Raw genomic sequence first — 21,393 nt, forward strand, 5'->3', positions numbered from 1 at the left:
CTCCTAGTTTTATGTAAATTATTGATTTACTTTTACCATTGATGGGCGAATCACACGGTCTTTTAGTTTATAACCTTTTTGGAATTCTTCCACAACCGCGTTTGATTCAAATTCACTATCTTCCACTTGCATAATAGCTTGGTGTTCATTAGGATCAAACTGTTTACCAACAGCTTCAATCACTTCCACACCTTCTTTAGTCAGCGCTTCTAACAATTGACGATGCACCATTTCCATACCTTGTAACAAGGATTTCGTTTGCTCATCAGTCGCTTCCACTTGCATTGCTCTTTCAAAATTATCAAGAGCTGGCAAGATGTCTGAAACTAGACTTTGTGCTCTATATTTTTCAGCAGCCTGTTTATCCATTTGGACACGGCGCTTATAATTTTCAAAATCAGCTTGTAGACGTAATGTGCGACCTTCCGTTTCCGTTAGTTTCGCTTGTAGCTCATCTACTTTTTCTTGTAAAAGAGCAGCCTCACTTTTTTCTTCTACAGTTTCTTCACTGTTTTCTGGCGTGACAGCTTCTTCAACTTGCGCTTCTTTTACTTCTTCTACCACTTGTTCGTTACGCTCTTCCACAATATTCACCTCCTTAAAAGGTATTAGGTATCATGCATAGCATGATTACCTAAGCATTATATATTACACACAGCAATGAAAATTTCATCACTTGAGCGAATGTATTACTCTCATTTACTTTTTAAGTCCATCAGTAAATTGTCTCGTAAATAACTGTAACAAACTAATTACACGAGAATATTGCATTCTCGTAGGACCTAAAATAGCAATTGTTCCAAGTTGCTCTTCGCCGATCGAATATGTTGCAGAAATTAAACTACAATCCTCCATAGCCGTCGAAGAGTTTTCCCTACCAATTTTCACTTGAATCCCGACTTGTTTATGACGCAAAATGTCATAAAATTCGGCTTCATTATCAATCATGGTAAGTAAAGATCTAACCTTTTGAATGTCATGGAACTCTGGCTGCGAAAGCATATTTGCTTTTCCTCCAAAGTATATCTTTTCCGATAACGGAACTTGAAATGTACCATCCAACATTTTTATTGCACTATCGTAATTATGAACATACCCACGTAAAACTGTAACAATCTCCTTAAAGATTTTATTATGAAGTTCTTCCATCGGTACGCCAGATAGCTTTTCATTTAAAATATTAACCATTTTTTCTAAATCTGATAAATCAACAGATTCCGGAACGGTAATCGTTTTACTTTGTACATGCCCTGTATCGGTTACAATAATAGCGACAGCAGTTTGACGATCAAGCGGCACAATTTGTACATTTTTAAGTTTATTTGTACTTAACTTCGGTCCAAGAACAATGGCCGTATAATTCGTAAGTTCTGATAAAATTTGAGCAGATTGTTGTGCAATTTTTTCCGCTTCAAAAATTCTTTCAGCAAATAAATCTTTAATTTGTACAATTTCAGCGTTCGGTAAGTTTTGCGGCGCTAAAAGATGGTCTACATAAAATCGGTAGCCTTTCTCAGAAGGAACACGTCCAGAAGAACTGTGCGTTTTTTCAATAAAACCTAATTCTTCTAAGTCCGCCATTTCATTTCGAATAGTAGCTGAACTAAATGTAATTTCATCTTTTTTAGCCAACGTTCTAGACCCAACGGGCTGCGCTGATCCAATAAAGTCATCAATAATTGTTTGTAAAATTAAGAGCTGACGTTCCGTAAGCATCTCATCATCACCTCTGTTAGCACTCTTTGTCTTTGAGTGCTAAATCTATTAATAACTTACCAAAATTGACATTCAATTGTCAACGGAAACGTCACGAAATAATGAAACTTTTTCACGCCTATGGAACATTTAATTAGTCAATCAAAAATGATTGGAATACTTCATTCCCTAATAATTTTCCTTTTCGCGTTAAACGCACATGTCCATCTTCCTCTTCAAGCAATCCCTGCTCTTGGTTGCTTTGTAACTGCTTCGCGAAAACTTGATCCATCTCTACATTAAATTTATTGCGGAACGCCGTTTTAGAAACACCTTTTGTTTTTCGAAGCCCTAAGAACAGCTCTTCTTCCATTCTTTCTTTCTCCGTCACTTTGTGAACATCTAAATACGGAAATCCTGTTTCATCAATTTTATTAAAATATTGCTTCAGCGGACCTACATTTTGAATACGTTCCCCGTTCACATAACTATGAGCTCCAGCTCCAAATCCATAATACTCTTCATTATTCCAGTATGTGAGATTATGTCTACTTTTATTGTCACCTTTTGAGAAATTACTAATTTCATACTGGTTATAACCGTGTTTCTCCATTTCATCCATTACTATTTCATACATTTTCGCTTCATGGTCTTCACCCGGAAGACGCAATTTCCCTTTGTTCATTAAGTTATAAAACACTGTTTTAGGTTCCACAATTAATGAATATGCAGAGAAATGTTGTACACCAAGCGTAAAAGCAATATCTAATGTTTCTTTTACATCTTCTATCGTCTGTCCTGGCAAAGCATAAATAATATCTACATTAATATTTTTAAATCCTACTTCCTGTGCTTCTCGAATCGCGAGGAATGCATCTTCCCTCGTATGCTTGCGCCCGATTTTCTCAAGCAGTTCATCACGGAACGTTTGCACACCAAAACTAATTCGATTCACTCCACCTTCTAGCAGTACATTCAACTTCTCTTTCGGCAGATCTCCTGGATTCGCTTCAAATGTTAATTCACAATTTGGGGCGAACGGACGCAAATGACGATTAATAATCTCGAGTAATTTTTTTGTCTGTTCCATATTTAACGCTGTCGGAGTTCCCCCGCCCACAAAAATCGTTTTTATACTATCAAACGGAACTTTTTGAACCGTATTTATTATTTCCTTCTCTAAATAATCTAAATATTGATCAACCGGTTGGCGTTCAATAAACACTTTATTAAAATCACAATAGTGACAAATGTGCTGACAAAACGGAATATGAATATATGCAGCTTGTACCAAATATAACTCCTACCTTTCTAAAAAGAAAACCTCCGCACTCCGGAGGGTTCTCTACTTCTCTAACGTATTACGAATTTGTTCCATTCGCATTTTTCCCCAATCATACATCATTTCAACGATCGGTAAAAGTGACATGCCTAGTTCCGTCATATAATACTCAACGCGAGGAGGAATTTCGGGATATACTGTCCGATCAACAATTCCATCTTCCATTAACTCTTTTAATTGGTTCGACAAAACTTTATGAGAAATGCTTGGGAATAACCGTTGTAATTCACTGAAACGATGTGGCCCTTCCACACCAAGATGCCACAGTATCACAACTTTCCACTTTCCACTAATAATAGAAAGCGTCAATTCCTTTTCACAATTAAAATTACCATTTTGTATTTTATCTTGAATATCTTTTCGAATATTTTCGGACATTAACAATCTCCTAACTCTATATGAACTAAAAAGCTCTCTCATTATTGTAAATGAGAGCTGTTCAGATGTCTAAAAAGTAATTATACAGAAAAAAGAAGCCGCACAAACGACTTCTTTTTTATTTCAAATATTAGTTGTCATCCATTTTCAGTACAGCCATAAATGCCTCTTGCGGTACTTCTACAGAACCAACAGACTTCATACGTTTTTTACCTTCTTTTTGCTTATCAAGAAGTTTACGCTTACGAGAAATGTCACCGCCGTAACATTTTGCAAGTACGTTTTTACGCATCGCTTTAATTGTAGAACGTGCTACAACTTTATTTCCGATAGTCGCCTGAATTGGCACTTCAAATTGTTGTCTCGGAATTAATTCTTTTAATTTCTCTACGATTACTTTACCACGGTCATACGCTGAATCACGGTGTACGATAAATGATAAAGCATCCACTTGTTCATTATTTAAAAGAATATCCATTTTCACAAGTTTAGATGGTTTATAGCCAATTAACTCGTAGTCAAATGATGCATACCCTTTCGTATTTGATTTCAATTGATCGAAGAAGTCATATACGATTTCTGATAACGGGATTTCATATGTTAATGTAACACGCGTTTCATCTAAATATTGCATATCAATAAACGTTCCACGTTTACCTTGGCAAATCTCCATTACAGCTCCAACATAGTCATTCGGAACCATAATTGAAGCCTTCACAAACGGCTCTTCTACACGATCGATAGACTGTGGATCTGGCATATTAGATGGGTTATCAACAATAACATCTTCACCGTTAGTTAAATAAACTTTATAAATAACGCTTGGCGCTGTTGTAATTAAGTCAATCTTAAATTCACGTTCAATACGTTCTTGAATGATTTCCATGTGAAGAAGCCCTAAGAAACCACAACGGAAACCAAATCCTAGCGCTTGAGATGTTTCTGGTTCAAACTCAAGAGCAGAATCGTTTAACTCTAATTTTTCTAATGCATCACGTAAATCGTTATAACGAGCAGAGTCAATTGGATACAGACCACAGAATACCATCGGGTTTAACTTACGGTAACCTGCTAACGGCTCTGCAGCTGGACGTTTCGCATGTGTAATCGTATCACCAACACGTGTGTCACCAACATTTTTAATCGATGCTGCTAAGAAACCTACATCACCTACTGTTAACTCGTCACGTTGCGTAGTTTTCGGTGTAAATACACCTACTTCTGTTACTTCAAATTCTTTACCCGTTGCCATCATACGTACTTTATCGCCAACTTTTACTGTTCCATTTACAACACGGATATAAGCAATTACACCGCGGTACGGATCATATAAAGAGTCGAAAATCATACATTGTAATGGCTCTTCTGAATCACCCGACGGAGCTGGTACTTTTTCAACAATTTGTTCTAAAATTTCTTCAATACCAATTCCAGCTTTCGCAGAAGCAAGTACCGCTTCTGATGCATCTAAACCAATTACATCTTCTACCTCTTGACGTACACGTTCTGGATCCGCACTTGGTAAGTCGATTTTATTAATAACTGGTAAAATTTCCAAATTGTTATCAAGCGCTAAGTATACGTTTGCTAACGTTTGCGCTTCAATACCTTGCGCTGCATCTACTACAAGAATCGCGCCTTCACAAGCCGCTAAACTACGAGATACTTCGTACGTAAAGTCGACATGTCCTGGTGTATCAATTAAATGAAGAATATACTCTTCACCATCTTTTGCTTTATAGTTTAATTGTACTGCGTTTAATTTGATTGTAATACCACGCTCACGCTCTAAATCCATAGAGTCAAGCAACTGAGCTTTCATTTCGCGTTGTGTTAACGCGTTTGTTTTCTCTAAAATACGGTCTGCTAACGTTGATTTCCCGTGGTCAATATGAGCAATAATAGAGAAATTACGAATTTTGGACTGTCTTTTTGCTCTTTCTTCTTTATTCATCTATGTTCTCAACTCCTAATAGTCTCGCCAATATACACTAGCACTGATTATATCAATAGAGCAACAAAGATTCAATGAAAACTCGTGCTGCTTACGATACAAATCATTCTATCTATATCTTATGCGAATAAACCATAAGAGACAAACCCTTTTCAAATTTTAAAACGGCTGTCCTACAAATCAGTAAAACAACCGCCTCCCATGTTACTCTTAGCTAAAAATTCCTTTTATTTTCCTAACAACTATATCCGTCCCGAACTTCGTCATTTCATAAGCTACACTTGCTACCGCCATCCCAATTCCTTCTACAACATTAAAACTTCTTAAACGTTCTAATTGCTGTTGTTTTTCTGAGGCCGAAAACGAGCTACCCAAAATTTCTGATTCAGCACCTGTACTTTCTGTCCCTGTCATATGAGCTATTTGTTCATATGACAATTGCTGATAGCCTTTCATACTTTTCAAACCATGATTAGCAAGTGCCACTCCTGCTATCATCATAAGTAAACATAAAGCTACACTACATATACACAAAAGCGCAAGGCGACTCAAACCATAATCATCTGTTCCCCTCAATGTGTATATGCTCCCGTATTATCTTGATCAATTTGATGATGTAGCGCTGCATTTAAACCACTCGCTATTACATTCGCCATATCCTCAATAAAAGTATCTACTTCTTTTGGGGTTACCATTAAATTATGACCAAGAGGAGATAGCACTTCATAAATCAGCCTTCTTTTTTCTTCTTCTTCCAACGTACCAACAGCACCTAAAAACATATTTCTGCTCTTTTCATCCGGCATATCTTCTTCTGTTAATTTTTTCTTTTCTCCAAATGAAAATCCCGCTGGTAACAAAGATCGTGAAGGTTTATTTCCTTCTTTCATCTCTCGACCAAAATGTTTCAAAATAAAATCAATCGTATCACTTGTAATCGAAACAGCATCGACCACAGTCGGAACACCAATTGCGATAACAGGGATACCTAATGTGTCTTTACTTAGTTCTTTACGTTTATTCCCAACCCCTGATCCAGGATGGATTCCAGTATCAGAAATTTGTATCGTGCTATTTACTCGTTCAATAGAACGAGCAGCTAATGCATCAATTGCAATTACAAAGTCCGGGTTCGTCTTCTCAATAATTCCATAAATAACATCGCTCGTTTCGATTCCTGTAATCCCCATTACCCCCGGCCGAATTGCACTAACAGGCCTAAATCCTTCTTCTACACTTTCAGGCTGCAATTGAAACAAATGTCTCGTTACTAATACATTTTCTACAACTATCGGTCCAAGAGCATCTGGTGTTACATTCCAATTCCCAAGACCTACAATTAAACAGCTTGCTTCTTTTGTAACTCCAACCTCTTCTAAGAAACAAGAAAATTCTTTTGCAAAAATACGCTCCACTTTTTGTTGAAGTTCTGTATCTTGCTGACGTATCCCTTGTACTTCAAGTGTTAAATAATTTCCAGGTTTTTTCCCCATCGCTTCAGAGGCAGCTTCATCAATCGTTACTTTTGTAATTATAGTACCTTCTTCTTCTCTCTCTTTTACAATAACTCCCTGTATCCCTTTTTGTTCTTCTTGGCTTTCTTGCAACATTTGATGAGCTTCTACAGCAAGGTCAGTTCTAATGCTATATTTACTTAAATCTAATGGTTCTTTCATCGTATCTCCTCCGTAATTCATAGTAAATATCGTTAGATTTCCCAAAGTTATATAAGGTCATTCTTTCCTTTACGTGAAATTTCATGGATATACTATTGCAATTCTCTTCACCGTTTGATAGAATATCACTTGTTCTATGTAAGAATCGAGTCATTCGATTGCACCAGGGAGGTGAAAAGTATGGCAAACATCAAATCTGCTATCAAACGCGCTAAACTTAGCGAAGAGCGTCGTGCACATAACGCTTCTATCAAGTCTGACATGCGTTCTGCTGTTAAAACTGTAGAAGCTTTAGTTACTAATAACGATCTTGAAAATGCTAAAGAAGCTTTCAAAACTGCTTCTAAAAAACTTGATAAAGCAGCTCGTAAAGGTCTTATCCACCAAAACGCTGCAGCTCGTCAAAAATCTCGCTTAGCGAAACAAGTAAACGCGTAAGGCGTTTAAAAAACGATCCATTTGGATCGTTTTTTTATATACAAAAAAGTTCATGCACTAAGTGCATGAACTTTTTTGTGTCATCACATATGATTTAATCGCATTAAGAAAAATTCGAGCACAAGCTTCTTATCCATCTTTCCCGTCTTCATACTATAATCAGCTTCCGCTAATTCTATAATCACTTTTTTTAACTCTTCAAAAGAAAAAAACTTCGTTTGATTCATTGCTAACTTTACACGATACGGATGTACACCAATATGAGACGCAATTTGATTTTGTCCATAACCACGTTGCTGTAGCTCTTTCACTTGATACAACAAGCGGAATTGACTCACTAATAACGCAAGCAATTTAATCGGCTCTTCCTGCTGCGTAAATAATCCATCCAAAATTTGCATTGCACCTGCAATATCTTTTTTCACCACTTTTTCTGTCAAAGCAAATACATTTTGCTCAACTGATTTTGGCACAAGCTCTGCAACAAGTTTCGTCGTAATCTCTCCGCCCATACCAACGTATAACGTTAACTTGTCCATTTCCTTCGCCAACATCGTTACATTACTTCCCACAAGCTCTAGCAACAAACTAACAGCCGCGTTATCAATATGCACATGCACTTCATCTGCACGAGCAACAATCCACTTCTGAACATCCTGTACTTGCATCGCATTCGCTTCTACTACATCTGCTGTTTTCTTTAATAGTTTTGTAATTTTTTTTCGCTCATCAAGTTTTTCGTAAGGCACAACAAAAACAAGAATAGAAAATGGAGAAGGTTCACCAATGTATTCTTCTAAAATTTTTATATTTTGCTCTAACTTTTCTTTTTGCGAAGTCAAAAATAGCGGTGATTTTATTAACAGTACTTTTCGTTCTCCGAAGAAAGGAAGCGTACGCGCATCCTCAACCACATCTTCTAAATACGCTTCTTCTAAATCGTATGTCACAACATTAAACTCTCGATCTTCTTCTTCAAGTGCTTCTGTCGTAATAAGCTTTATCGTTTCATTTATAAAAAAAGCTTCCGTTCCATATATTAAATATAACGGAGCAAACTGTTTCTTTTTAATTTTTTTATGTATATCACTCATACTTTTTCCTACTCCCTAACTTGGCAATATATATTTATACTAATGCCCTAGCTTTTGTTTTACAAGTACAAAGGAACAGGCTTTATAACCCGTCCCTTTATTTATATTAAACGCCACGCAATAAGCCCCGGGTTTCTTATTGGTGTGCGGTAATCACCTTCCCTTTATTATTCGCAATAAAAATTTGAGTATAAGTGCCAACTGTTAACATGCTTGGAAACGAAAAACTCACATTACTTCATGATTTACAAGTAACAAAAAAGCTCGTTTTCTCTTCATATGGAAATTGTAGATTTTTTTCTGACAATATTTTATACTAAAGTGGAATGTTGGGGAGGGATTCTAAATGAATGATTTTGAACAAAACGTTCAAAGTAAACGCAATGACGCTATTGATTCAGGGGTAGGATTTATCGTCTCATTTGGTTTTTTCGCAACACTTTTCATCATTGCAACTGTTATTAAATTTATCGGTTCTTAAAGACTGCCACTTCATGGCAGTCTTCTCTTTTTCATCTATTATGTGTTTTATCATATGTGATTTTACTTTTAAAGGTTCCATTTTCCCCTTTAAAAACATAGGAAATAGCACCTTGCTTGTCCGTGCGCCATATCGCACTCCCCATCTTCTCAAAACGCTCTATCACTTCTTTATGCGGGTGTCCATACCTATTCTGCTTACCAACAGATATAATCGCTACACGAGGCTGTATGACGTTCAAAAAAGGCTCTATAGATGACGTATTACTCCCATGATGAGCAACTTTTAAAACATCCACTTGTAAATCTGGATATGCCTCTACTAAAATCTTTTCCCCTTCTTCTTCCAAATCGCCTGTAAATAGCCACTTCAACCCTCCAAATTTTGCCCATATTACAATTGAAGCATTATTTTCGCTTTTTTCTTTTCCTTTTGGAGCTAAAACGAAAAATTCCGCTTCATTTACACTCCAACTCTCCCCTTCCCCCACTTCAGTTATTTTCATTTCCTTTTCTAATGCCCGTTTCTTGACTACTTTTTCTAATACTGCATCTTTTCCCTTTCGGCCAAATACCACTTCTTTTACAGGTATATATGATAATAATTCTTGCGCAGCACCTATATGATCTGCATCTCCATGCGTTACGATTAATTTATCAATTGTTTTAATACCTTCTTTTTGTAAAAAGGGTATTAAAACATCATTTCCAACAGAAAATTCATGCTTTTTTTGTTGCCATTCTTCCTTATTTACACGAAGCGTTCCACCTGTATCAATAAGATAAATCCCTTTATCATACGGAAGGCGAATTAATATTGCATCACCTTGTCCAACATCAATAAATGTTACACTTCCGCTGCCTCTAAAATATGGATATATATAATGACATGTGCTAATAAAAAGAAATACACTCGCAACTATACAAACTATTTTTTTCGGCGCTCTCCGTTCCCAAACCATCAATATACTGACAATACTGGCGCAATATACAGCTACAAGATTGAAGGGCGTTTCCCCGAAGATAAGCTGGGTAAATGGTAAACTTTCACAATGACTTAGAAAATCATTAGACATACTCAAGCCTATTGATAATATATCGGCAAATCCTTTTGCGAGAAACGGGACAATTGGCATACACAGTAAAATAATAATGCTACATGGTAATACAATGATAGATAAAAACGGAACGTATAAGAGATTGAGGAGAATGCTATATGGAGAAAAATAACCAAAGTGATATAACAAAATCGGAGTACTAACGAGCTGTGAAATGATAGAAATATAAATAGAATTTCGGATTATTCCGTTGCTACTCTCTAACAATAACGGAGCAGACAAAAGTAAAGCGAAGCTACCTGCAAAAGAAAACTGAAATCCAATATTAAAAACAAGATAAGGGTCATATATAAGCATGCATATAGCTGTTACACTTAAAGCATCTAAACTAGATAAACGAATCGAGCACATAAAAGCAATCAACATCAAAACTCCTGTTATAGAAGCTCTTATAACAGAGGGTGACGCCCCTGCTAAAACCATATACATAGGAATACAAACGATAAGGCAAATTGTTGCTACCTCCCTTGTCACACCGCTTCTTAGCAAAATAAAATATACTATCACCATTAACATTACAATGTGTGAACCTGAAATTGCTAACAAATGTACAAGACCAAATTGTTGATATTGCTCTTCCACTTCAAACGTCATTTGTTGTCTATCACCAAATAGTAATGCATTCATAAAAGCACCTGATTGCTCTGGAAACATTTCTGTAACTTTCGAGATTGCTTGTTGCCTCAAAAGAAGAATCCATTGCGTGAGCGACAGTGATGTTTTATAGCATTCAGAAATATATGTAGCCTCAAATGTGAAATGAATATGTTGTTTGTATAAATAATCACGGTAATTAAAACCATGAAAATTCCGAGCTGTTTCCGGTTCTTTCCTCTCACCCTCGAATACACATGATATCCCTGCGTATAATTGTTGCATTTTTTTCTTTTCCAAGACTGATTTGATTCTATAACTTAACTGCACTATATTTTTATTCTGATCTTCAAATTGAAAAGATAGGCGATCCCCATTAACAAGCGGTGCATTTTGTATAACCCCTCTTGTAACTCCATAGGACTCCCCTAGAGGCTTATTCCACGTTTGAACATAGGAAGTGTACATGGTGCTACTAAAGCACGCTACAATACAAAAAATGAAGGTTTTACGCGAAGTGCGATATAAACAGAAGAAAACATTTAAAAAGAGGCAAAAAACTATCAATAAAAGTGACGAGGAAAAGGCAATTGCAACCCCTATTATAAATGAGATTGCAACATACCCCCATTGTTCCTGCAACTTATACTCACTCCTTATAGCATCATTTTTGCTTTCGTGAATACATGCTGTAATTCTTCCATTGATAAATCATCTTTTTCTAAAGACGCAAATAATTCTTTCAACTCTGTATAACGTTTTTGCTCCTCTAATGCAGCAATATCATATTCTAGCGGAACGTGCTTCACTGTTACGTTCGCTTGTTCAAATAACTCTATGGCGTATGGATGATTTTTATAATCCTGCGCATAATAAACCGCTGTAATACCACTTTGAATAATTGCCTTACAACATTGTAAACAAGGGAAATGCGTAACGTAAATTTCTGCTTCCTCTGTTTTCGCACCAAACTTGGCACATTGTAATAAAGCATTCATTTCGGCATGAATTGTCCGAACACAATGATTATCGATTACGTAACAACCATCATCTATACAATGTACGCCACCTTTAATTGAACCATTATACCCACCAGCAATAATTCGTTTATCGCGAACGATCGTCGCTCCTACCGCAAGCCTTGTACATGTACTACGCAAAGATAGTAGATGGCTTTGCGTCATAAAATATTGATCCCATGAAATTCGTTCCATATTTTTCACCTACTTTTTTGTCTACTTGTAGTGTAGCGAAAGAAGAAAAACTTCGTCAATCTTTTACGGAATAATAATTTGATCTTTTATCTTTTCAAGAGACTTCGCACCAATCCCATCAATCTCTAATAAATCTTCTATTTTCTGAAACGGACCATGTTCTTCTCGATATTTCAAAATACTTTCTGCCTTTCGAGAGCCAATCCCTGTAATTTTTTCTAGTTGTTCTTTCGCCGCTGTATTTATTCGAATCTTACCATCTTCCTTAGAAGAAGTAAGCACCCCTTGTTCTGACTCATTTTTACTCGGTATATAAAGAAGCATTTGATCTTGTACAATTTGTGCTAAATTCACTTTTTTCATATCTACTTCTGATAAAAAACCACCAGCCTTTTGAACCGCATCCTTTACGCGATCTCCTTCCTTCATTTCATATACCCCTTCTTTACTGACCGCTCCTTTCACATCAATTATAATTGTTCTTTTCTGTTCCTTTGTATCCGATATTTTCGGTTTACCCTTTTTTTCTATCTCCTTCTCTTGTACATTCATTGTAATAGGCGTTCGTTCTACACTCTGATTCGTTTTCCAAAAAACAAGAAAAAGTAAAGTTCCAATAATAGCTACTAAACCTAACCACTTTTTCGGAAAATCCCACATCATTTTACACCTCTAATCATAAATTTATAACATCATTCATATTGTTTAGGAGAAAGCTGTTACGAAGGAGGGATGAAACTTTGAACATAGGAATTATAGGGACAGGAAACATGGGAAATATACTAATCGATGCATTTTTAGAAACCCGTGCTGTCAAACCTTCTTGCCTTACAATCATTAATCGGACGCCTGCAAAAGCATATCATATAAAAGAAAAATACCCTTCTGTTCATATAGCAAAAACAATCCCGGAAGTAATCGAACAATCACAACTTATTTTTATTTGTGTTAAGCCGATAGATATATACCCTATCCTAAAAAAATACGCTGAACATTTTTCTGATGAAACGTGCTTAGTTTCTATTACAAGTCCAATATCTCCATCACAATTAGAGACTCTCGTACCTTGCCACGTCGCGCGTATCATTCCAAGTATCACAAATCGCGCTCTCTCTGGCGCCTCACTATTTACATTTGGAGATAATTGCTCTGAAGAATGGCAACAAAAACTACTTCGTCTATTCAAAAACATTTCTACACCTCTTGTAATAAAAGAAGATATAACGCGCGTTTCATCTGATATAGCAAGTTGCGGTCCTGCTTTCTTTAGTTATTTACTACAATGCTTCATTAACGCTGCTGTAGATAAAACAAATATTACACACGAAGAGGCTACTACTTTAGTAAGTGAAATGGTCGTGGGGATGGGGAAATTACTTGAAAAAGAAATCTTCACATTACCTACCTTACAAGAAAAGGTTTGCGTGAAAGGCGGCGTTACTGGGGAAGGCATTCGGGTTTTAGAAGAACACGTTGGAGATATGTTCCATAAGTTAATCGAGCGAACACATGAAAAATTTGATGAAGATTTAGAATGCGTTGATCAGCAATTCAATAAACACACATAATAAATACGTCATTTTCATTCCAAATCCTTTTTATAAATACTTACTTTTTTACAATACATTTTCACGTCAACTACTATTCCCACACTTTACTCATACGATCTTTAGATTATGCTAGAACTAAAAATACATCTTCTTTATAAAACAAAAGCAACCTTCTCGGTTGCTTTTGTTTTTATCCGTTTTTCTTCGCCATGAAGAAAATACGCTCTGTTTGTTCTGTAACTTCAAGTCGCTCAAAATCACCTGTTACACGAAGCACTGTAAAACCTGCTTCTTCAAGCCATTTCGTTAACTCTTCCACTTGATATGCACGTTGCACGTGACATTCGTCAAACCGATGGTACACATCTTCTTCTGGATCTTGAACAAAGAATGTTAAATCATGCTCTACACTATTTGATTCTTCACCAGGGAAGCAATTCCAAATAAGAGATATTTCTTCTCCATTCACTGTATACGTTTCATTTTGAAATACATGATGTATTTTATATAAAGAGTGTACATCAAATAAAAACAAACCATCTTGACGTAAATGGTGAAATACTCTTCTAAATGTTTCTTGTACTCCATCTTCTTGCAATACATAATTTAATGAATCACAAAAAATCGTTACACAGTCAAACTCACCCGGAACATCAAGCTCGCGCATATCTTGTTGGTAAAAAGGAATAAAATGCCCTTCTCCGCCTAGTTTTTGCTGAGCGACTGTTAACATTTCTTCTGAAAGATCGACACCTATTAAATCGTAACCCTTTTGCACAAGCGGCAGGGTTACATTACCTGTACCGCATGCTACATCAAGAATTTTTGCCTCTTTCATACCTGCCTGCTGTAAACTTTCCTCTGTAAATTCCACCCATTTATCATAAGGGACATCATTCATTAGTTCGTCGTACAACAATGCAAATTGTTCGTATTTCATTGGCCTAACTCTTCTGTAATATCTTCACGTGGCACATCGCCCCATAGACGCTCTAAATTATAGTGATTACGCTCATCTTTATGGAATACATGAGCAACTACATCTCCAAGATCAACTAATACCCAACGTGCTTCGTCAAACCCTTCCATACGTTGTACGTCGATTTGGAACTCATGTGCTTTTGATTTAATTTCACGTGCAATTGCTTGCACTTGTTTATCTGAATTTCCGTGACAAATAATGAAATAATCTGCAATTGGTGAAATACCTTGCATATTTAGGACAACCATATCTTCTGCTCTCTTATCATCAGCTGCTTTTGCCGCTAATACTAATAAATCTTTATCGTTCATTTACTCATTTCCTCCTTGATAACTGCATTGTATGTTTGGAATGTTAATGGATAAATCGTCTGATCTTTTTCCATTAAAAATTGAATTGTTCTCTTTAACGCAAATAATAAAGCTTGATTTATATCCGTATATGCGAGTTTACGAGCCTCTTCCACTCCTGGAAACTTTCGCCCAGGTTCAATGTAATCAGCTACATAAATCACTTTCTCTAACATCGTCATATTCTCATGACCACTTGTATGATATGTAATAGCTTGCAAAATTTCAGAATCCGTAATGCCTACTTCTTTTTCTACTAAGTATGCCCCAACAGGTGCATGCCATAACTCTTTGTTATAGCAAAGTAAATCTTTCGGCAAATCTTCACGTTTAATAATCTCTTCCATCTCTGAAATTGCTCTACATTTCGCATAATCATGGAATATAGCTGCCATCTCTGCTTTTTTCTCGTCCACACCGTATAACTTAGCAAGCTCAATCGCTGTCTCCATTACACCAATTGTGTGTATATAACGTTTTTCATGCATTTGTTGTTTGACAATATGCAGTGCATTCTCACGATTCATACAACCCATTCCTCTCGATATATACCTGTACTTTTTCAGGAAGTAAATATTTACACGTTTTCTTCTCTTTATATCTCTCACGTAATAAGGATGAAGAAACTGCAAATTCCGGAATTTCCACTGTAGTAATCTTATATGGTGTATGCAATGTATACCCAGGTCTTGCAACTCCAACAAACGTTACAAGATTAAGTAAAGCTTCAATGTTATACCACTTCGGTAAATATTCAACCATATCCCCACCAATAATAAAGTGAAACTGCACATCCGGATACTTCTTCGTCAATTGTAACATAGTGTCATACGTATAAGATGGGCCCTTCCTACTTAGCTCTTCTAAACAAATAGAAAAGTGTTCTTCTGCCTCAGTCGCGAGCTCTAACATATGTAAACGACTTTCTACACTTGTAATATTCCGCCCTTGTTTATGTGGCGGAATCTGGTTTGGCAAGAACCATACTTCTTCCAAGTTCAAAGCGTGATATACTTCATTTGCAATTAGCAAATGTCCATAGTGAGGCGGATCAAATGTACCGCCAATGATGCCAATTTTTCTCAAAAGAAACGCCCCTTCCTTTTATATACAGCAACTCTCCTCGGTTAGGAATGAAGAGAGTTGCTATTAATAAAAGTTCAATTGGTTTCGCTCTCTACATCATTACGCATAAACGATAAAAATAGCGCATGCTAGTCTTTTTATCGAGGAAGCTTAATTTGTTTATTTTCTCTTGATTCTTTGTATAAAACGATTGTGCTTCCAATTACTTGAACGATTTCAGCACGTGCACCTTTTGCAAGTTCTTCCGCAACCTCACGGCGATCAAATTCACAGTTTTGTAATACACTTACTTTAAATAACTCACGAGCTTCTAAAGTATCTGCGATTTGTTTAATCATATTTTCATTTACTCCGCCTTTTCCTACTTGAAAAATTGGTGTTAAATGATGTGCTTGTGCACGTAAAAATCTTTTTTGTTTTCCTGTTAACATATATGTTAGCCTCCAAGCTTTTCTATAACTAATTGTTTCATTCTCTCGATATTTGGCGTGCGTCCTGTCCACATTTCAAATGCAAGTGCTCCTTGATAAACAAACATATCAATACCATTTTGAATGATTGCACCTTGCTCTTTTGCCTCACATAAAATTTTCGTTTGAAATGGATTATAAATTATATCTGATACAATCGTTCCCTTTTTTAACGAACAAATTTGTAATGGCGTATATTCTACGTGCGGATTCATACCTATCGTTGTCGTCTGAATGATAATATCATAATTTCCTTGTTCTTCTGTCGCTTTTTCTAACGACAAAGCAACAGAATTAACATCGGTCGTACGTGCAGCAATAAGTTCCTTCGCCTTATTTACTGTACGATTGGCTACATCAATCTCTTTTACACCTACATCAGCAAGAGAAAAATAAATAGCTCGGCTAGCACCACCTGAACCAAGTAACAAAATACGTTTCCCTTGAAGTGGTTCATTACTAATTGACTGCAGCGCTCGAACAAAACCAATCCCGTCTGTGTTATAGCCAATTAATCTTCCATCCTTATGAACCACTGTATTTACTGCACCGATTTTCCTTGCCAATGGGTCAATCTCATCCAAATACTCCATAATAGCAACCTTGTGCGGAGTTGTTACATTAAATCCTGAAATACCTAATGCTTTTAAACCTCTTACTGCTTCCCCTAGCAATTCCTCTTCAACAAGGAACGCATGATAATGGGCATCCATATTCAAGTGTTCAAATGCATCGTTATGCATAACGGGTGATAATGAATGTCCAATTGGATTTCCGATTACACCATATAATTGTTTCATAAATCCCTCTCCATATTAAATTAAAGATTTACGTAGTGAAACACTTACTCCTTTTGGTACGTGTGCAACAATTTTTGCTCCTGGTTCGTTCACAGTAACCCATCCTAATCCAGAGAATACAACATCTGTTTTAGGTTCACGAATATTAAATTCGTATTTCACTAACTCAGGCATATTTGCTAATTCTTCTGGCGTTGGTGGGCTTAGTAAATCCCCAGCATGATTTTTATATAATTCATCTGCTTTCTCAAGCTTTGTACGATGGATTGTTAAGCGATTCGAGAAGTGACAAGTAAATGCACGACGACCACCACTTACATAATCAAAACGTGCCAATCCACTAAAGAATAACGTTTGTTCTTCATTTAATTGGAATACCATCGGCTTAATTTCTTTTGTTGGTGTAATAAGCTTTAAGCTTTGCTTTCCAACATAATGAGCCATTTGGTGGTGGTTAATAATACCTGGCGTATCATATAAAGAAGACTCTTCGTCCAATGGAATATCAATTAAATCCAGTGTTGTTCCTGGGAAATGAGATGTTGTAATTACATTTTCAGTCTCATCACTAAATTCTTTAATCATACGATTAATAAATGTCGATTTCCCTACATTCGTACATCCAACAACATAAACATCTTTGCCGCCGCGATAATACTCAATAGCATCTGCTAGTTCAGCAATTCCTTGTCCCTTCGCTGCACTAATTAAAAAGACATCTTCTGGTTTTAATCCTAGCTGCTTTGCACTATAGCGCATCCAATGTTTTACTTTATCATGTTTTACTGACTTTGGAATTAAATCAGCTTTATTTCCCACAAGTAATACTTTATTATTCCCTACGAAACGATGTAAGCCAGGTAACCAGCTACCATTAAAATCAAAAATATCTACAATTTTGACTACTAATGCATCTGATTTTCCAATTCCATTTAAAATGCGTAGGAAGTCATCATCTGTTAACGATACATCTTGAATTTCATTGTAATGCTTCAAGCGAAAACAACGTTGACAAATGACTTGTTCTTTTTCTAAAGATGAGGCAGGAGCATACCCCACTTCATTTTTATTTTCTGTTTGAATTTCTACACCGCAACCAATACATTTAATTGTTTCAGTCAAACTTTATTCCTCCCAGTTAATTAAACCTTTTTTCTTCATATTTTTCATAATTCTTCGTTCAATTTTTCGATTAAAGCGCGTTACTAATCCGTCCGTTTGTGCTACTGGTACAACTAAAATTGTATGAAGGCCTACTCGGTTTCCACCAAGCACGTCAGTCAGTAACTGATCTCCAATTACTACAACTTCATCTGGCTGCAAACGCATCTCTTGTATCGCACGCTTAAATGCGCGAACAAATGGTTTACGTGCACTATGAATAAATGGAATACCTAATGGATCAGCAAAATCTTTCACACGTTGCTCATTATTATTTGAAACGACCGTTACTTGAATGCCTTGCTCTTTCATTTCCAAGAACCATTTTTCAAGTTGCGGCGTTGCATTGGGACGATCCCATTCAATTAAAGTGTTATCTAAGTCAGTAATAACGCCTTTAATCCCACGTTTTTTTAAATCTTCTGGTTGAACATGATATACATTTTTCACATATTCATTTGGTAAAAATAGTTTCAATTTCTTTCACCTCTTTGAGGATTTTTCATAAAATTTTTCATAAAATTTTTCGACAACATTTTTCGATATATAACCTGTGGATAAAATTGTACACATTTTCCACATTAATTTTGCAGTTAATTTGGAATTTACTAACAAACTATACACACTTTATCCACCTAGGTATGTGGATAACCACTCGTTTGTGACTGTCATATTTTTTTGGTACATTAAATGCATCAACGAATCAATCCTTATATTATTAGGAGGTGACTCACCTTGAAAACAAAACATATGGAACAGTTATCCACTGAGTTACTCACTGAGTCTTATTATAAAGCAAAAGAACTAAAATTAAATCCCGACTTCATTTTACTTATAAAACAAGAAATCATTAGACGCTCATTAGAGGACAAGCTTGTCAAATCATCTTGATTACATATAAAGTGAAAGTTTAATCAGCCCTTACCAATCAAACAGTTAAAGGATAAATTATTAGATGCCCTGTAAAAAGAGCCATCCTACGATGGCTCTCGAATAAACAAGTACTCCCATCTAGGGGATTTCATCATTAAGTATCTTTGCCCATAACTCTTACTTACGGTTATAAAAGCTTTTCTTTATTTATGAGCTAAGCGAGTAGCTATTTTTTCACCAAGACGAAGCTCTTGTCCACTCTTTAATTCCTGCACTACTTCTATCATATCTTTTTCAAACAATAACACAACTGTTGAACCAAATGTAAAGTATGCCATTTCTTCACCTTTTTGAACAGTGTCTCTCTCATGCAAAAGCTCAATACTATTAACAAACATAGCACCTACTTTTACAAGAGCCATATGCTCGCCATCACTGCTTACTTCTGTAACAGAACGATAATTTTTTGACAGTGGTTCTTTCCCGTATTCCATACCAGCTGCATTTACTGGATATGATTTTCTACCGAGTACAAATCTTTCAGTCACAGAACCAGAAAGCGGACTATGAATGCGATGATAATGACTTGGACTCAAATAAATTACCATATATGTACCGCCTGCATATCGCGTTGCACGTTCTTCATTACCTAGCATATCCACGATTGAATAGCGCTTTCCTTTAATATCAAATGTTTTTGTATCCTCAATAGGACCATGATCTGCAAAAACACCATCAACAGGACTAACGATACTCGATGCATCTGTATCAATACTACGCTTTCCTTCTTTTAGCTTACGCGTAAATAATTCATGCAATGTTCTATATTCCTTCAAACCCTTTTCCATCTCATCTTGATTAATTTGAAAAACTTTCGCGTACGATGGAATAATGATAGAGCTCAAACGAGATTGTGCAAATTTACGTAATATATAAGAAGTAAAGCGACCATTTGTAAGTTCTATCATAAGTCGATATAATGTACGTCGCAAATTGCGAAACCCCCTAATCAGTCTATAACTTTAGTTTTCCCTTCTTTTCTTTCTATATCATATGTAAAATTGGTTCTTATTCCCACATATCATATAAAGCAGCCTTATTATATATACAGAAAACTAAGTATGGTATTATTCTTAAATTATTTAGCACCTTCTAATATTACAGATAGAATCCGTCATTTTCAACAGTGAACATGTATTTCTTCTTAGCATAACGCGTTTTCTTTTCTTATTTACAATAAGAAAAGCAGCCCATTTTAAATATGGCTGCTTCTAATACACTTTACTCTTTCGCTTTTTTCTCTTTCTCTGCCCTTACAAACTCGTGGAACATTTTCATTAAAGCACGCTTTTCAATCCGTGATACGTAGCTTCTAGAAATACCAAGCGCCTTAGCGATCTCCCGCTGTGTTTTCTCCTTATCTAGCCCAAGTCCAAAACGTTTCACAATCACTTCTTTTTCTCTTTCGTCTAAAATATCGATATACTCTTTAATTTTTTCTAACTCCATACTAAGTTGAATCATATCAATTACATCTTCAGACTCTGATTTTAATATATCAATAAGCGATATTTCATTGCCCTCTTTATCTTGCCCGATCGGATCATGAAGTGAAACATCTTTTTTCGTTTTCTTTAGTACACGTAAATGCATCAAAATTTCATTTTCAATACAGCGTGCTGCATACGTCGCAAGCTTCGTTCCCTTTCCTGCAGAATAGCTCTCGATCGCTTTAATGAGCCCGATCGTACCAATTGAAATTAAATCTTCTGCATCTTCTCCTGTGTTCTCAAATTTTTTAACGATATGAGCTACAAGCCGTAAATTATGTTCAATTAAAAGATTTCTCGCTTGAGCATCACCTTGCTCCATTAACTCTAAGTACTTTCTCTCATCATCTGATGATAACGGCTGCGGGAACGCATTGTTCTTCACATAAGAAACAAAGACAAACACTTCTCGAACCATATATCCAATTGCGGCGAATAGACTCAAACCTTTCACCTCCGCCAAAATAGTGGTCTTTATTATGTGTATGTGGGCGTAAGGTTGTTTGTGTCTGTACAGTTTATTTATAAAACTCAACACTTCTAACATTTAAAATATTTTATCGTTATATTATAATTAAATAAAATTGT

25 protein-coding genes are annotated in these 21,393 nt (G+C 36.0%); 4 read left to right on the forward strand and 21 right to left on the reverse strand.

Going from position 1 to position 21,393, the window contains the following annotated elements; translation table 11 throughout:
- Nucleotides 1-18: 18 nt before the first annotated feature.
- The 7 genes from grpE to gpr form a co-directional block, all read right to left on the reverse strand.
- Nucleotides 19-585, reverse strand: a complete 567-nt coding sequence (gene grpE, locus ACQGS6_RS05220) for a nucleotide exchange factor GrpE (protein WP_000392711.1) — start codon at nt 583-585, stop codon at nt 19-21.
- A 114-nt stretch (nt 586-699) separates the two neighbouring features.
- Nucleotides 700-1,716: a heat-inducible transcriptional repressor HrcA gene (hrcA, locus tag ACQGS6_RS05225; RefSeq protein WP_000954941.1), complete on the reverse strand. Its 1,017-nt coding sequence runs from the start codon at nt 1,714-1,716 to the stop codon at nt 700-702.
- 133 nt (nt 1,717-1,849) lie between these two features.
- Nucleotides 1,850-2,989, reverse strand: a complete 1,140-nt coding sequence (gene hemW / locus ACQGS6_RS05230; RefSeq protein WP_000249427.1) for a radical SAM family heme chaperone HemW — start codon at nt 2,987-2,989, stop codon at nt 1,850-1,852.
- A 51-nt stretch (nt 2,990-3,040) separates the two neighbouring features.
- Complete coding sequence (locus ACQGS6_RS05235; RefSeq protein WP_001293539.1) at nt 3,041-3,415, reverse strand: winged helix-turn-helix transcriptional regulator; 375 nt, start codon at nt 3,413-3,415, stop codon at nt 3,041-3,043.
- A gap of 130 nt (nt 3,416-3,545) precedes the next feature.
- Nucleotides 3,546-5,369, reverse strand: a complete 1,824-nt coding sequence (gene lepA, locus ACQGS6_RS05240; RefSeq protein ID WP_001030951.1) for an elongation factor 4 — start codon at nt 5,367-5,369, stop codon at nt 3,546-3,548.
- Between the two features lie 210 nt (nt 5,370-5,579).
- A complete protein-coding gene (locus ACQGS6_RS05245) occupies nt 5,580-5,945 on the reverse strand; it encodes a YqxA family protein (protein ID WP_426964944.1) in 366 nt (121 codons plus the stop codon).
- Nucleotides 5,942-7,045 carry a GPR endopeptidase gene (gpr, locus tag ACQGS6_RS05250; RefSeq protein WP_000662616.1) on the reverse strand — a complete coding sequence of 368 codons (1,104 nt, stop codon included), beginning with the start codon at nt 7,043-7,045 and terminating at the stop codon, nt 5,942-5,944. The genes ACQGS6_RS05245 and gpr overlap by 4 nt, the downstream gene beginning before the upstream one ends.
- A 180-nt stretch (nt 7,046-7,225) precedes the next feature.
- Here gpr and rpsT point away from each other — a divergent pair, with 180 nt between their 5' ends.
- Nucleotides 7,226-7,483: a 30S ribosomal protein S20 gene (gene rpsT / locus ACQGS6_RS05255; RefSeq protein ID WP_001274011.1), complete on the forward strand. Its 258-nt coding sequence runs from the start codon at nt 7,226-7,228 to the stop codon at nt 7,481-7,483.
- 83 nt (nt 7,484-7,566) lie between these two features.
- Here the strand turns inward: rpsT and holA are convergent, their stop codons facing one another.
- Nucleotides 7,567-8,577 (reverse strand): DNA polymerase III subunit delta, encoded by a 1,011-nt coding sequence (gene holA, locus ACQGS6_RS05260; protein ID WP_426964945.1) that lies wholly within the window; start codon nt 8,575-8,577, stop codon nt 7,567-7,569.
- Between the two features lie 346 nt (nt 8,578-8,923).
- On the opposite strand from holA, the gene ACQGS6_RS05265 reads away from it, so the two are divergent.
- Nucleotides 8,924-9,058 (forward strand): YqzM family protein, encoded by a 135-nt coding sequence (locus ACQGS6_RS05265; protein WP_000997609.1) that lies wholly within the window; start codon nt 8,924-8,926, stop codon nt 9,056-9,058.
- 31 nt (nt 9,059-9,089) lie between these two features.
- On the opposite strand, the gene ACQGS6_RS05270 is transcribed toward ACQGS6_RS05265, so the two are convergent.
- The 3 genes from ACQGS6_RS05270 to ACQGS6_RS05280 all read right to left on the reverse strand — a co-directional run bounded on the left by ACQGS6_RS05270 (nt 9,090) and on the right by ACQGS6_RS05280 (nt 12,646).
- Nucleotides 9,090-11,411, reverse strand: coding sequence for a DNA internalization-related competence protein ComEC/Rec2 (locus ACQGS6_RS05270; RefSeq protein ID WP_426964946.1), 2,322 nt, complete (start codon nt 11,409-11,411; stop codon nt 9,090-9,092).
- Between the two features lie 14 nt (nt 11,412-11,425).
- Nucleotides 11,426-11,983 (reverse strand): ComE operon protein 2, encoded by a 558-nt coding sequence (locus tag ACQGS6_RS05275; RefSeq protein ID WP_326318366.1) that lies wholly within the window; start codon nt 11,981-11,983, stop codon nt 11,426-11,428.
- Nucleotides 11,984-12,046: 63 nt separating this feature from the next.
- The gene (locus tag ACQGS6_RS05280) at nt 12,047-12,646 is read right to left on the reverse strand and encodes a helix-hairpin-helix domain-containing protein (protein WP_000989937.1); all 600 of its coding nucleotides are present in this window, start codon (nt 12,644-12,646) and stop codon (nt 12,047-12,049) included.
- Between the two features lie 77 nt (nt 12,647-12,723).
- On the opposite strand from ACQGS6_RS05280, the gene comER reads away from it, so the two are divergent.
- Nucleotides 12,724-13,551, forward strand: a complete 828-nt coding sequence (gene comER / locus ACQGS6_RS05285) for a late competence protein ComER (RefSeq protein WP_025709771.1) — start codon at nt 12,724-12,726, stop codon at nt 13,549-13,551.
- A 172-nt stretch (nt 13,552-13,723) separates the two neighbouring features.
- Here comER and ACQGS6_RS05290 read toward each other — a convergent pair whose 3' ends face one another.
- From ACQGS6_RS05290 to ACQGS6_RS05325, 8 genes are all read right to left on the reverse strand, one after another.
- Entirely contained in the window at nt 13,724-14,473 is a 750-nt protein-coding gene (locus tag ACQGS6_RS05290; protein WP_000873074.1) for a class I SAM-dependent methyltransferase, read from the reverse strand.
- Nucleotides 14,470-14,826: a ribosome silencing factor gene (rsfS, locus tag ACQGS6_RS05295; RefSeq protein ID WP_000998173.1), complete on the reverse strand. Its 357-nt coding sequence runs from the start codon at nt 14,824-14,826 to the stop codon at nt 14,470-14,472. The genes ACQGS6_RS05290 and rsfS overlap by 4 nt, the downstream gene beginning before the upstream one ends.
- Complete coding sequence (gene yqeK, locus ACQGS6_RS05300; protein WP_426964947.1) at nt 14,823-15,392, reverse strand: bis(5'-nucleosyl)-tetraphosphatase (symmetrical) YqeK; 570 nt, start codon at nt 15,390-15,392, stop codon at nt 14,823-14,825. Before yqeK ends, rsfS begins: the two co-directional genes overlap by 4 nt.
- Nucleotides 15,382-15,951 (reverse strand): nicotinate-nucleotide adenylyltransferase, encoded by a 570-nt coding sequence (gene nadD / locus ACQGS6_RS05305; protein ID WP_001226048.1) that lies wholly within the window; start codon nt 15,949-15,951, stop codon nt 15,382-15,384. The genes yqeK and nadD overlap by 11 nt, the downstream gene beginning before the upstream one ends.
- A 137-nt stretch (nt 15,952-16,088) precedes the next feature.
- Complete coding sequence (gene yhbY / locus ACQGS6_RS05310; protein ID WP_000955224.1) at nt 16,089-16,382, reverse strand: ribosome assembly RNA-binding protein YhbY; 294 nt, start codon at nt 16,380-16,382, stop codon at nt 16,089-16,091.
- Between the two features lie 5 nt (nt 16,383-16,387).
- Entirely contained in the window at nt 16,388-17,221 is an 834-nt protein-coding gene (gene aroE / locus ACQGS6_RS05315) for a shikimate dehydrogenase (RefSeq protein ID WP_074625295.1), read from the reverse strand.
- A 15-nt stretch (nt 17,222-17,236) separates the two neighbouring features.
- Entirely contained in the window at nt 17,237-18,343 is a 1,107-nt protein-coding gene (yqeH, locus tag ACQGS6_RS05320) for a ribosome biogenesis GTPase YqeH (protein ID WP_000140799.1), read from the reverse strand.
- 3 nt (nt 18,344-18,346) lie between these two features.
- The gene (locus tag ACQGS6_RS05325; RefSeq protein ID WP_000765314.1) at nt 18,347-18,859 is read right to left on the reverse strand and encodes a YqeG family HAD IIIA-type phosphatase; all 513 of its coding nucleotides are present in this window, start codon (nt 18,857-18,859) and stop codon (nt 18,347-18,349) included.
- A gap of 258 nt (nt 18,860-19,117) precedes the next feature.
- Between ACQGS6_RS05325 and ACQGS6_RS05330 the strand changes: the two genes are divergently transcribed.
- A complete protein-coding gene (locus tag ACQGS6_RS05330) occupies nt 19,118-19,273 on the forward strand; it encodes a sporulation histidine kinase inhibitor Sda (protein WP_000850094.1) in 156 nt (51 codons plus the stop codon).
- Nucleotides 19,274-19,458: 185 nt separating this feature from the next.
- On the opposite strand, the gene ACQGS6_RS05335 is transcribed toward ACQGS6_RS05330, so the two are convergent.
- Entirely contained in the window at nt 19,459-20,247 is a 789-nt protein-coding gene (locus tag ACQGS6_RS05335; protein WP_001255000.1) for a phosphatidylserine decarboxylase, read from the reverse strand.
- 289 nt (nt 20,248-20,536) lie between these two features.
- Nucleotides 20,537-21,250, reverse strand: coding sequence for an RNA polymerase sporulation sigma factor SigK (sigK, locus tag ACQGS6_RS05340; protein ID WP_000051382.1), 714 nt, complete (start codon nt 21,248-21,250; stop codon nt 20,537-20,539).
- Nucleotides 21,251-21,393: the final 143 nt, after the last annotated feature.

This window comes from Bacillus sp. GMs2/2, from assembly GCF_050172095.1.
Lineage (GTDB): Bacteria > Bacillota > Bacilli > Bacillales > Bacillaceae_G > Bacillus_A > Bacillus_A cereus.